At 48.2% G+C, this 12,780-nt stretch carries 10 protein-coding genes; 5 read left to right on the top strand and 5 right to left on the bottom strand.

The features are described from left to right. The 4 genes from AC0KUT_RS14335 (at window position 1) to AC0KUT_RS14350 (ending at window position 3,653) form a co-directional block, all read left to right on the top strand. Window positions 1-1,239 carry an RHS repeat-associated core domain-containing protein gene (locus AC0KUT_RS14335; RefSeq protein ID WP_488830955.1) on the top strand — a complete coding sequence of 413 codons (1,239 nt, stop codon included), beginning with the start codon at window positions 1-3 and terminating at the stop codon, window positions 1,237-1,239. Between the two features lie 20 nt (window positions 1,240-1,259). Next, on the top strand, window positions 1,260-1,577 hold the full coding sequence (locus AC0KUT_RS14340) for a hypothetical protein (RefSeq protein ID WP_488830956.1): 318 nt from the start codon (window positions 1,260-1,262) through the stop codon (window positions 1,575-1,577). A gap of 581 nt (window positions 1,578-2,158) precedes the next feature. Then, window positions 2,159-2,347 carry a hypothetical protein gene (locus AC0KUT_RS14345; RefSeq protein ID WP_488830958.1) on the top strand — a complete coding sequence of 63 codons (189 nt, stop codon included), beginning with the start codon at window positions 2,159-2,161 and terminating at the stop codon, window positions 2,345-2,347. A gap of 139 nt (window positions 2,348-2,486) precedes the next feature. Next, entirely contained in the window at window positions 2,487-3,653 is a 1,167-nt protein-coding gene (locus tag AC0KUT_RS14350; RefSeq protein ID WP_488830959.1) for a carboxylesterase family protein, read from the top strand. A 291-nt stretch (window positions 3,654-3,944) separates the two neighbouring features. On the opposite strand, the gene rnr is transcribed toward AC0KUT_RS14350, so the two are convergent. The 3 genes from rnr to tilS form a co-directional block, all read right to left on the bottom strand. Then, the gene (rnr, locus tag AC0KUT_RS14355; RefSeq protein WP_488830960.1) at window positions 3,945-6,266 is read right to left on the bottom strand and encodes a ribonuclease R; all 2,322 of its coding nucleotides are present in this window, start codon (window positions 6,264-6,266) and stop codon (window positions 3,945-3,947) included. 289 nt (window positions 6,267-6,555) lie between these two features. Continuing rightward, window positions 6,556-6,765, bottom strand: a complete 210-nt coding sequence (locus AC0KUT_RS14360) for a cold-shock protein (RefSeq protein ID WP_488830961.1) — start codon at window positions 6,763-6,765, stop codon at window positions 6,556-6,558. Window positions 6,766-7,057: 292 nt separating this feature from the next. Continuing rightward, the gene (gene tilS, locus AC0KUT_RS14365) at window positions 7,058-8,458 is read right to left on the bottom strand and encodes a tRNA lysidine(34) synthetase TilS (RefSeq protein ID WP_488830963.1); all 1,401 of its coding nucleotides are present in this window, start codon (window positions 8,456-8,458) and stop codon (window positions 7,058-7,060) included. A gap of 187 nt (window positions 8,459-8,645) precedes the next feature. Between tilS and AC0KUT_RS14370 the strand changes: the two genes are divergently transcribed. After that, the gene (locus tag AC0KUT_RS14370) at window positions 8,646-10,604 is read left to right on the top strand and encodes a S9 family peptidase (RefSeq protein WP_488830964.1); all 1,959 of its coding nucleotides are present in this window, start codon (window positions 8,646-8,648) and stop codon (window positions 10,602-10,604) included. Here AC0KUT_RS14370 and AC0KUT_RS14375 read toward each other — a convergent pair whose 3' ends face one another. Beyond that, window positions 10,605-11,099 carry a nuclear transport factor 2 family protein gene (locus AC0KUT_RS14375; protein WP_488830965.1) on the bottom strand — a complete coding sequence of 165 codons (495 nt, stop codon included), beginning with the start codon at window positions 11,097-11,099 and terminating at the stop codon, window positions 10,605-10,607. Between the two features lie 58 nt (window positions 11,100-11,157). Continuing rightward, the gene (locus AC0KUT_RS14380) at window positions 11,158-12,537 is read right to left on the bottom strand and encodes an MATE family efflux transporter (RefSeq protein WP_488830966.1); all 1,380 of its coding nucleotides are present in this window, start codon (window positions 12,535-12,537) and stop codon (window positions 11,158-11,160) included. Window positions 12,538-12,780: the final 243 nt, after the last annotated feature.

Raw genomic sequence — 12,780 nt, forward strand, 5'->3', positions numbered from 1 at the left:
TTGAATAGCGTCCGTCGTCAATGTTGTGATAAAGATGAAGCTGGGTGGTTCGTTACCCATGGCACAGGTGCAAGCCTGCGTGAATATGTTTATTGGGGCAGCCAACAAATTGCCTTAGCCGTAAAAGGCACCTCGTCTACACCTGCCACATCATTACTCGATGAAAGCGGCGAGTCCTTTCAAGGTAGCCACATCATAGCCACCAACAATGCCAATTATGCAGGCACAGGTTTTATTGACTATGTGGGTGAAGGGCAAGCGGACTGGCTTTTTTATGCACCCTCAAGTACAACCTATAACATTAAGTTGCGCTACTCATTGGGCAATACCGCCAATCGCCCCTTAGCACTCTTAGTGGATGGCGTACAAAAATCCTTAATAAATTTCACCCCTACCGCCACCTGGGCCATTTGGAACACCCTTGAACTCAGCGTGACTATTCCCCAGGGCAACCATACTATTAGCTTAAAAACCACGGGCAAAAGTGGCCCGAACGTGGATCAAATGGAATTGAATTACACAGTGGCGGGTACAGCGTCTTCGCTCTACTTTGTTCACAACGATCACCTAAACACACCGCAAGTTGTTACCGATAGCGCGCAGCAGGTGGTCTGGATGGGCGACTACCAACCCTTAGGCAAACTCGCGCAAAACCAAAACAACAGCATTGAATTGTATTCGCGTTTTCCAGGGCAGTATTTGGATGGCGAGACGGGTTTATACTACAACTACTTTCGAGATTATGATCCGAGTATTGGACGGTATATTGAGAGTGATCCGATTGGGTTGGGCGGGGGGATTAATACTTATGCTTATGTGGAAGGTAATCCTTTGCGTGGAGTTGACCCTTATGGACTTGCGAATAACGACCATACGACTGGTCAATGGAAAGAGTGCTCTAAAGGATGTCGGATAAGAATTGACTACACGGTACAAGATGGAATAAAAAAACGTCACTTACATTGGGAATGTAAAAATGGTGCAGGAGTAGGAGGTGAGTTTGGGGGGGCATCACACGGGGAAACACTTAGTGGCGCCCCCAAGCATATTAAAGAATGTGCAAAGGATAATGGATTTGAACCTGACCCTATTCAAGAATGCACTTCAAATAGTACCGCAAATGCATGGAAAGCACTGGGTATTGGTGCTGCTGTAGCAGCTGGTGTTGCATGCGTGATTGCAGAACCATGTGGAGCTATAGCAGTTGCAACTGGTACAGGAATCCTAATGACGCAATAAATCGTGGAAGAAATAAAATCATGAATATTAAAGATATATATTGGCATGACGGTAGATTTAAAAATATTGAATTACATGGAACTGGAGAGTTTTCGATTATGTGTCAACTGTATAAAGCAGAAGACTCTAAAGAAAGAGAGATTTTTAAAATCTTATGCTCTAATGTAAAGTCAGTTGTATGTACTATTGATCTGATCAGTATCATTGACAATGCAGCAGCAGGAAATCTAACAGCTGGTAAAATTTCTCAATTAAATGACACTACAAGTCAGTTAAAAATATTCCTTGCAGATGGATATATTGAGGTTTTAGCATCAGATATTTTGCTTGAAGCTTAGGGGGTACATGTGACAAAGGGGTCTGATCTTGCCTTTTGCCTTTCCGATTTATTATTTTTAAGTTTTTGGCGTTTAGTTAAATTTCTGTGTGTTGGGCCTCACAGCCCAACACGCAGATTGCACTTAAAAAGTGCCCTACAACAACTAGGGTCGCCCTCCTCGCTTTTTAGCGGCGTGTTTTTTAGCGCCGTTCGTTTTTGCTACTGCCTGAACGGAAAATTCAATTTTATGGGTGTCCATATCTACGCGAGCCTAAACTGTGGGTGTCGTCAATTTTTCGATTCGAAATTGGCGCGCAGCATTGAACCACTTTATGATTGTCTTTGATGAACGTTTGAGCGATTATCAATAACCGGCAGTTACACAGAAGTATTTACAGGCTCTTTTAATATTTCGCTGTTGATGTTGCGCCATTTTGTTAATAATGCGCATTAAGACAGTGTCTCGGTGATTTCTATTTTTTTCGTCACAATCAGTTTATCATCTAGACTGCCTTTTCTTTCTAGTTTTCAATGAGTTGGGCTTAAGTAAGTGCCATTCGAGTCTAACCCCTTGATCTACTTAGCCAATGAGAAATTCACGTGGTCATATCTGCAGAGGTATTAATCGCTAAGGGTGGTGCAACCGCCGTAGCCTTTGTCAGCCTTTACATTGCCAACCCGGATTTGCTAGTTCGCTTCGAGCAAGACTTGCCCTTAACTGACGTAAACTGGGGCATAGTGTATGCGTCGAGTGGCGTTGGTTATACAGATTACCCGCTAGCGGGTTAACATAATTTTTCTGCTCCATCTTATTCTGTCTGAGGGTAATCGCTGAAAGTTTGGGGCGAGATTTTCGCTCCCAAAAGGGGGACGCCATTAGGATCGGGGCGTTTTGTTAATAGTCATCAATACGGTAAAGGAAATGAGAGTGAATTTTAGTTGGAAGTTTTGGTGGTGTATTGCCGGTGTTTGTACGTTATCGGCGTGCGGTGGTGGCGGTGGTGGAGATAGCTCTAAGTCATCTGCACCTGCAACCTATAGTGCAGGCTTGAGTTCAGTTGCGTCGAGTGCGTACGACGTGAGTTCTGCTCTGTCGACCTCTGCTGAGTCTAGTGCTGTAGAAGTGAGCTCTATAGGAGCGAGTGTGATGCTGGCGAGCTCCTCTCGGTCGAGTGCTGTGTCTTTAAGTTCTCTTCAATCAAGTTCTGCGCAATCAAGTATGGCTGTGCTTGGGTACACGCAGCAGGCTATCTTTGACGACTGGTTTTATGATGTTACGGGATACCCGAATGGATTTAACTTTTTCTTATATGTACCTATCAGTTATCAAGCGAAGCCGGCAGATCGCTACCCATTGGTAATCGTGCTGCATGGAGATAATGGCTATAAAGAATTGCGCCCCAAGTTAACAACCTATCCGCTGCCGACTGGGGTGTTTAGCAATTTCTTGCTTGAATCTGGCGAGTTAAACCCAGCAGCCAGAGATACGCTTAACCCTCACCTTAAAGATGCATTTGTTGTCCATCCTGAGATACCGCATATAGATCGCGAGGTATATCACGGTGAGCGATTGGGCTGGTGGAATCCTGAGGAGCTTAATAAGCTCGTTGCCTATATGGAGCAGGTATACCGAATTGATGCGAAGAGAATCTATGTGGTTGGTGCGAGCATGGGGGGAATAGGCACTTTCAACTATGCGGCGGCAAACCCGGATAAGATTGCGGCCATTGCTCCGGTTTGTGGTGGTCTAGATGATTACTTGAATAGGGCAAGGAGTTTGCGTGGTATGCCGATTTGGACATTTCTGAACTACGACGATCAAACTATTCCATTTCACTCCTATATTTTGCCGATGGTGGATCAGTTTGCAGGTCAGGATGTGTGGTCGCTTTACCCTAGCTCTAAGCCGCCGATTAATGATTACACTATTAGCTATAGCTCGGAGGGAGGTCTTAGGCCTTGGGTGTTGGGAAGTGATATTGCAGAGGATGAATTTAATTTCACGCTCTATGCTTTCGGCGGGCATAACTCTTGGGATAAAACCTTTGCTAAGGATGCACTTTGGGATTGGCTGTTCTCTAAGGTTAAACGGTAGCTTGGTTTGACTTTGTAAGAAAAAATGGGGTCTTGCTTTTTGATTTATTATTTGGAGTTTTTGGCTTCTGATTAAATATAAGTGTGCTAGGGCTGCTCGCTCTTACAGCAACAACGGGGCCTTGCCTTCTCCCTAAAACTTTTCTAACTGGTAAGAGAATTGAGAAGTACAGGGGCTGGTCTTGCCTTTTTGATTTATTATTTTTAAGTTTTTGTCTTTTAGTTAGGTTTCTGCGTGTTGGGCCTCACTACCCAACACGCAGATTGCACTTAAAAAGGCGCCCTATAACAACTAGGATCGCCCTCCTCGCTTTTTAGCGGTGTGTTTTTTAGCGCCGTTCGCTTTTGCTACTGCCTTAACGGCAAATTCAATTTTATGGGTGTCCATATCTACGCGGGCGACTGACACCACAATGGTGTCGCCAGTTTCGTAGGTGCGTTTGCTGCCTTCGGCTTTTAGCGTTTGGCTGGCGGCATCGAATTTGAAATAGTCATTGCCGAGCGCATTGATATGAATAAGCCCTTCTATTTGCGTGTCTACTAGCTCTACAAATAAACCAAAGTGCGTAACGCTGCTGATAATGCCGGTAAATGTTTCGCCGACTTTATCCTGCATATAGTGACATTTGAGTGCGGCCTCTACGTCCCAGTTGGCTTTGTCGGCTCTGCGCGATAGCAGCGAGCAGTGCTCGGCCAGCGCGATCATATCGGCTTCATCGTAACCGTAGTGAAACGGCGTTGCGTCTGCAGATTCAATACGCCTTACGTCGTCATAGCCAAGACCCAAAAGTTTTTTGATGCGTTTGCCTATGGTGCCTAGCTTGCTGGGGTGGCGAATAATGGAGCGAATAGCGCGGTGCACTAGTAAGTCGGGGTAGCGGCGAATCGGCGAGGTAAAGTGTGTGTAGGCATCGTAGGACAAACCAAAGTGGCCTTGGTTGTCGGCACTGTAGCGCGCTTGCCCGAGTGAGCGCAGCAGTATCATGCGAATGGCCTGCGCATCTTTGCGGCCGTCAATTTTGTTGAGCAGCAATTCGTAATGTTTGGGTTTGGGTTTGTCTTTGCCGCCTAGCACTAAACCTTTGCTGGTGAGAAAGTCGCGCATGCTCGCCAACTTTTTCGCTTGTGGGCCGTTGTGTACGCGAAAGAGGCCCGGCAATTTATAGCCTTCAATAAAGCGCGCAGCGGCCACATTGGCGAGCAGCATGCACTCTTCAATTAAGCGATGCGCATCGTTGCGCACTACCGGCACTATTTGAGCAATTTTACGCTGCTCATTAAATTCAAATTTTACTTCTTTGGATTCAAAATCTAAGGCGCCGCGTGTTGAGCGGGCGCTAATCAATACGCGATAAAGACTGTCTAAACTGCCAATAGCAGGTACAACACCGAGGAAGTTATGGGGTATATATTTGCCCGAGGTTGTGTGCGGCGCATTTAAAAATGCATCCACTTGGTTGTAGGTAAGGCGCGCTTGCGAGTGAATAATGCCTTCATAAAAAACATGTTCGGTCATTTTGCCTTTAGCGGTGATGGTCATTTCACACACCATGACTAAACGATCGACATGGGGGTTGAGCGAACACAAACCGTTAGAGAGCGCCTCTGGCAGCATGGGCACAACCTGACCGGGAAAATACACGGACGTAGCGCGGCTGTGGGCTTCGGCATCCAGCTCGCTACCTTTGTGCACGTAGTGAGATACATCGGCAATGGCCACATACAAACGCCAGCCACTGGCGAGCGGCTCGCAGTAAACAGCATCGTCAAAATCTTTTGCATCTTCACCATCAATGGTGACAAAAGCTTTATCGCGCAAATCGATGCGATGTTTTTTATCGGCTTCGCTCACGGTTGCGCCATATTGCTCGGCGGCAGCTAAAACGCCTGCTGGCCACTTGTTCACGATATCGTGATTACTCATGGCTATTTTAATTTCTATGCCTGGATCAGATCTATCGCCAAGCACCTCGACGATTTCGGCAATAGCGTTATTTCTATAGCTGGGGTATTTCACTATAGCAGCGCTCACCAACTGCTCTGGCTCGGCACCCTTAAGGCTGCTTGGCTCAATTTCTATGGGGTTGGGCAGGCGATTGTTGTCCGGCTGAATAAAATAGCGTTCGCCCTCGCACTTGAGTTGCCCGGTAATTTGTTTAATACCACGCGCAACGATTTTGAGAATGGCAACCTCTTCACGGCCCTGTCTGTTGGTGCCGCTAATGCGCGCTTCTACTATGTCGCCATCTAACAGCTGGCGCATTTGATTAGGCGGAACAAACAAATCCGTTTTGCTGCCGGTTGCTTTAAAAAAACCAAAGCCTTGAGCGTGACCAATAATGCTGCCGGTTAAAATATCGGCGGGATCAAGTGCAGCAAAACCTTTGGCAGAGCTGTAGTTCAATTGCCCGTCGCGTTCCATGGCGCGCAGGCGACGGCGCAAGGCTTCTTGCTGCTCTTCGCTGTGTAATTCAAGTGTTGCCACTAAGTCGTCGCGATGTATGGGGGATTTGCTGGCGGCGACAACTTGCGCGATAAATTCGCGACTGGGAATTGGGTTTTCGTATTTTTGGTAGTCTGCGGAATCAATCGCCGCATTAGGAACTTTTTTCATGAATGCTCGTGTTTAGGCAGCCGACAATGATGCGCAGTAACTATGCTGGGTTTTGTGTATGCAAAACTTGTGTATGCAAAAAACAGAGTACGCAGAAATTTAGGCTGATATCGCTCAAATAATTGAGGATTGGATGAGGGAAAAATTAAATTAAAAAAAGTGCCAGCGGTATTCGCCAGCACTTTTTTGGGCCTATCCGAAAGATAGGCAGAGGCTTTTTATTTGCTTACAAACAGACATTGCTGCTACAACGGTAAGCGAATTCAACCTCAAAATATTGTTGTATCAATTAGATACAAACGATATTTTCGGCTTGTGGGCCTTTTGCGCCTTGGGTAACAGCGAACTGAACGCGTTGGCCTTCAGCTAAGGTTTTAAAACCTTGGCTTGAAATTGCGCTGAAGTGTGCGAACACATCAGGACCAGATTCTTGTTCAATAAAGCCAAAGCCTTTAGCTTCGTTAAACCATTTTACAGTGCCAGTAGTTGTAGTAGACATAATTATTTCCAAAATTTAAGTAAAAGTGCGCCCTCAGGGGCTAGAGTAGCAAGAAGTCAGGCTGTAATTTAAACTGAGAGAGGTATGTTACGAAGGGATTTGGAAAAGGCTTGCGCCTATCATCAAAAAACTACCGGTACGTCACGACAAACAGAACTTTCAAATTGCTTTCTTTCAAGCTTGGGGAGGATACTACAGACAACCCCTGTAAATAGCAAACATTAAAAATCCAACCAAAATTACCGCCTTTACCTATTCTTTATCTACTCCCTGCCTATCGCCTCTAATAGGCTTAAGGCAGCCAGCACAACTTAATACCCAACTCACCAGGCTGAACGCTGTACCCCGCTGCGACCCACAAATCTGCTACCGCTACGAGCTGATCAGCGCAAAACACCAAAGGTAGACGGTCGCGCAGCCAAGGTTCTACTTCATATTCTTGCAATAATTTTTTTAAGGTTTGTGAGTGGGCTCGGCGTGCTGGTTGGCTGCGCTCGCCACCTTGGCGAAAACGAATCTCTAGCGGGCTAATGGTTGCGCGTAAGAGGCTCTGCCCTTGTTGTAGGCTTTCTGCCAAACAGGATTCAGCATTTAATGTTCCCGCCGCTCCTAAATCAATTCCTGTTGCACCTAAATGAATTGAAGTCGCGCTCGCACCAGTCAATCGTGCGGGTAAATCCCAGCGCCACTTTTGGCTGATATCAATAGCCGCGAGCTGAGCAAGAGGCAAGGCGTAAAAACGCTGCCGAAAACTACGCAGAGAAACATTCCCCCAGCGGATATCGGGGCTTGCATCGACGCGCACCTCAGTGAAAAACTGTTGTTGTAACTGCTGCCAATGACTTTGCTCTGGTGTCGTCATACCTTGAATGCGCAGCCAAAAGCGCACAAGATTTTGTCGCCGCGCCGCGCTTAGCCCAAGCAGAAAAGATAAATCTAAACTCGCGCCAATTTTTTCAGTGCGGGGTTCAGCGGCCGCCAGATCTTGCGCCGCCAACTCCTCTAACAGCTGCTCATTATCGGCGCAGAGTGATGCCGTTTGTTGCCAACGCTGCTGAAAGTCTGGCCAGCGCGTTTGCAATAAAGGCATAACTTGGTTGCGCAAATAGTTGCGGTCATAGGCATCACTGTTATTACTTTCATCTTCAACCCAACGCAACCCATGGCTGAGCGCATAGGCCTCTAATTCTTTGCGGGTGAAATGTAACAGCGGGCGCTGCAATTGCGCCTCACCTAGGGCGCGGCTAGCCGCCATAGCCGCCAAACCTCGTGGGCCTGTGCCGCGCATCAAGCGCAGCAAAAGCGTTTCACTTTGGTCGTCGGCATGATGCCCCGTGAGCAGCACATCACCCGCGCCTACTTGCTGCAAAAACACCCCGTAACGTGCCTCGCGCGCGGCATCCTCAACACCTTTCCCATTATTTTTTACACTTACTTTGTGCGCGTAAAATGCGACGCCCAAATCTTCGCACAGCTCTGCACACTGCGCTTGCCAAGTATCTGCATTGGGGGAAATTTGGTGATTTACATGCACCGCATTCAGCGTAACAGGCAACGCCAATGCGCTAAGCGCATGCAGCAAAACCGTCGAATCCAAGCCGCCACTTAAGGCCACCCACCACACCGGTTTGGCTGAGCTATTGGGCGATATTGCAGGCAAGTAGCCGCTGAGTTGTGCTGGTGTAAACGTCATAGGGAGCTCTCAGAGAATGGAGGCATTAAAACGGAATTACCGCCAAATAAAAACCCTCGCAAGCTGTAAAGTGCTTGGCTTTGTCAAATTCAGCCTCAAGAGGCACAATGACACGCTATTTTCATTGCGCAAAACGAACTCTACGCACGCGATAACTTATTTATTTTCTCTAGCATTAAGGCTCTCCATGTCCACACACCACACGCCAGCACCTATCACCACACTGCTTTATGGCCACTGGCCCTCGCCGATCAGTGCCACATTACTCGCCACACAAGGTTTACGCATGAGCGAGCCGCAAATTTGTGGAGATTATGTGTATTGGCTCGAGAGCCGCCCCCTTGAACGCGGGCGCACCACCCTTATGCGCCTAAGCTTAATTGAAGATGCAGCAGAGCCCTTGGAGCTACTGCCTGCACCTCATAGCCTGCGTACCCGCGCCCACGAATACGGGGGCGGAGCCTACCTCGTTACCGAAGAATATTTATTTTTGGTGCTGGATTCAGATCAGCGTATTTATTATGTAGCGCTTAGTGATTTAACTTTAGAGCAATTATCCACCGAACCATTTTCACTCAAACCACTTAGCCCTGAAGGCCAATACCGCTACGCCGATTTTTGTTTTGATGCGCAGCGTCAGCGCTTGATAGCCGTGCGCGAAGATTATGGCACCACACCACACAACCCGCCCAATCACATTATCGCTATAGATTTAACAGACCGCAGCCTTAGCCTACTGGCGACAGGGGCAGACTTTTACTCCAACCCGCGCCTCAGTCCCTGCGGCAAACGCCTCGCTTATTTACGCTGGAATCACCCGCAGATGCCGTGGGATGGGAGCGAATGCCTGTGCGCAGAACTCGATGCACAGGGTGCTGTGATTAACGCACAGCTCGTAGCGGGCAGCGATGCCGAAGCGGTTGTACAACCAGAATGGTCACCGCGCGGTGAATTGTTTTTTATTTCCGATCGCAGCAACTGGTGGAACATCTACCGCTGGGACGGCCACAACACTCATACAGTCTTCGCACTGGACGCTGAATTCGCAGGGCCGCGCTGGGTATTTGGTATGAGCTACTACAGTTTTTTAAACGCAGACAATCTTGCCTGCTGCTATAACAGCAAAGGCCAATGGCAGCTGGGAGAAATTGATCTCATCAACGGCGTATTAAATACCTATGCAACAAACCTGCGCGATATCTCCAGCCTGCAATGCGGTAAGCAGCACGCAGTATTTATTGGCTCCACTAACACACAAGGGCCACAACTTTATCGCTACGACAGCGACGCGCGCGCAAACAAACATATTGCGCAACTGAGCCAACACAGGCTCGATATAGATCCAGCTTATTTTTCTTCCCCCGACGCCATTACCTTTCCCACAACCGATGGCGAAGAATGCCACGGCTTTTTTTATGCCCCGCTAAACCCTGCGGCTAGCGCAAGCGCTAACAGCCTGCCACCACTCTTAGTGATGTGCCATGGCGGCCCAACGGCTGCCACCGAAAGCTCACTCAACGTAAAAATACAATTTTGGACTAGCCGCGGCTTTGCGGTATTAGATGTGAACTATCGCGGCAGCAGCGGCTACGGGCGCCGGTATCGCGATAGGCTGAAATATAATTGGGGCATTACCGATGTGATTGATGTATGCAGTGGCGCGCAACACTTGGTGGAGCGCGGCCTAGTCGACCCCGAGCAACTCGCCATTCGCGGCTCCAGTGCGGGCGGCTACACAGTGCTTGCGGCACTCACCTTTGGCAACACGTTTAAGGTAGGCGCAAGCCTCTATGGTATTGGCGACCTCGCGGCGCTTGCGCAGGACACCCACAAATTTGAAGCGCATTATTTAGATTCGCTGGTAGGCCCCTACCCTGCACAGCAGGAGACTTACACCGCGCGCTCCCCCATTCACCACATTGAGCAATTAAATTGCCCGGTGATTTTTTTACAGGGTTTACAAGATAAGGTGGTACCGCCTGCGCAGGCAGAAGCCATGGTGGCAGCGCTCACCGCAAAAGGGATTTATACCGAGTATGTGACCTTCGCAGAAGAGGGCCACGGCTTTCGCCAAGGTGAAAATATTGAACAGGCGCTCACGGCTGAACTGAATTTTTATCTAAAGATTTTTGCGCAGAATAAATAATTACAGCTGAGAGTCACTGCTAAATACTTTCATGGTTTGCACCGCCAATAGTAAGCACTGACTGCTATTGGCGTTCGCATTTTCTTTAACACTCGCCTTCACATAGGTGCGCATAAACTGATAGCGCGCTAGCCGAGTAGTTTTGCCGTCCTCATTGTATTTCTCCACACTGCTCAAGCCGCTCACCACCACTGTATTTTCCAATCGATGAAAAGTTAAATTGCTGGTGGTGCGTGCTTTGGGAACCTCACTTGGCTCGCTAAGGCGTTTTAGCAAGTCGGCCTTAGTTTCAGACTGCACGGCCAAGTTGTGCACCCACACAAATTTAGGGGCGAGCAACTGCTGCAAATAAACCAGATCACCCACTCTTAGGGCATCTTCATAACCCTTATCCAGAGAGCGTAACGACGACTCATCCAAACAATCCCTAGCCTGTACACAAAGCGATGAAAACAGACCAACACTAAACACCAAGCGTGCAATCGATTTGTACATCGTCAACGCCTTCCATAATTTACTCAAAAAAGTCGGCGCCGAACCGAGAGAGACACCGCTACTGCAGGCTCTCCGCCATAAGCTTTTTCTGCTCCAGCGCATGCACATGGGTTTGCTGCCAGCGATTCATTTTCCAGCGTTTCCAATACATTACCGAGCGACAACCTTCATCTAAAATCGCGGCGAGCATAATGCCGTAAAGCCCCCAGCCAAATACAAATGCCATCACATAGGCAGCGGGCACAGCGACTAGCCAGGTAAACAAGGGGCCAACAGTCGATATCAACCAGCCATCGCCGGTTGCGCGCAATACGCCGCCCACCATCACATTGATGGCGCGCGGTGGCTCGGACAAAGCTGCCAATAAAAACAACCAAAAGGCGCTGGCGATAATGACATCTTGATCCGTATAGAGATGCATTATGGGGCTATGCAATACCACCAATGCAAACACCACCAACCCCGAACCCCAAAGTGCCGCTTTTAAACTTTGGCGCATTTGCTCAATCGCTTTGTCGTAGCGAGCGGCACCCACAAACTGGCAAATTAATACTTCGCTGGCCATGGTTAAGGCAAGGGTAATAATTAAACCCACCAAAAAAGTATTAAAGGTATAAATTTTTGCCGCCAAGGCCGCTGCACCTAAGCTCGCAGCAAAACTGTTCAGCACAATCATATTTAAATCGAACGACATAGGCTCAATCATGCTGGGCAAGGCGATGCGAAAAGTATTGTGTGTTGCACTGCGAAACTCTTGGCGAAAGTTACGCCAATGAAAGGCCAACTTTACTTGCCACACCACCATGGTGCCGCTCACTAAAATCCCCAGAATGGATGCAATCACACTCGCCCAGGCCACACCCACAATACCGAGCGGTGGGCAGCCAAACCATCCAAACACTACAATGCTGTTGCCCAGCATATTGGCTGAGAAAAATACGATATTGGCCACCATGTTCCACTGCGGCTGGCCGTAAATATTTAAAATGCTTTGAAAAATTAATTTAGCGGACCAAATCAACATCAACCAACACACAATGCGCGTATAGGTATTCGCATCCGTTTGCACCTGGCCCGGCAACCCCATGGCCGAGGTGATCCACGGCGTTATGGCGTAGAGTAAAAAGGTTAGCAGCGCGCCCAATAGTAAAATCCACAGGGCATAGGTGGCGATAGTGGCAACGGCCCGCTCTTGGTTGCCCGCACCTAAACGCTGGCTCGCAATACTAGAACCAGAAAAAACCGTCACCCATAAAATATTCACGCAGAAAAATACCGCAGGTGTCATGGCCCCCGCTGCCGAAGCGGCTGAGTCGCTCACACGGCTTAAAAAGAAGGTATCCAGCAGCGGCACACTCAGTTGTAGGCTCTGTTCAACCAGCAATGGGCGGCTCATGCCCCACAAGCCTTTCTTTTGGGCGGACGTCGTTTCGGTCATGAAAATTTCAGCTATTAATAAAGTGAGAAGAAGGTACACATGATGCATTCGATAGGAATGACACAGCGCTATAAAAAAAGAGGGGAATTATAGTCAACTAGACCACTAGTGTAATAGGCTCATTTGACTTCTTTACATTGGGGCCTCCAAAAGGAGCCTAATCCAAGCATCCTCAAAAACCAAGCTGGCGAAAATAAAACCAGCTCAAGCAAAAATTGCCCCGCACTTGAGGCACTAGACGGT

This window comes from Cellvibrio sp. 25HG11W-0, assembly GCF_057815475.1.

Bases quoted from the DNA above. Each gene is read 5' to 3' on its own strand.
- AC0KUT_RS14375 (WP_488830965.1), bottom strand. From the start codon at position 11,099: ATGTACAAATCGATTGCACGCTTGGTGTTTAGTGTTGGTCTGTTTTCA.
- AC0KUT_RS14380 (WP_488830966.1), bottom strand. From the start codon at position 12,537: ATGACCGAAACGACGTCCGCCCAAAAGAAAGGCTTGTGGGGCATGAGC.
- rnr (WP_488830960.1), bottom strand. From the start codon at position 6,266: ATGAAAAAAGTTCCTAATGCGGCGATTGATTCCGCAGACTACCAAAAA.
- AC0KUT_RS14360 (WP_488830961.1), bottom strand. From the start codon at position 6,765: ATGTCTACTACAACTACTGGCACTGTAAAATGGTTTAACGAAGCTAAA.
- AC0KUT_RS14340 (WP_488830956.1), top strand. From the start codon at position 1,260: ATGAATATTAAAGATATATATTGGCATGACGGTAGATTTAAAAATATT.
- tilS (WP_488830963.1), bottom strand. From the start codon at position 8,458: ATGACGTTTACACCAGCACAACTCAGCGGCTACTTGCCTGCAATATCG.
- AC0KUT_RS14370 (WP_488830964.1), top strand. From the start codon at position 8,646: ATGTCCACACACCACACGCCAGCACCTATCACCACACTGCTTTATGGC.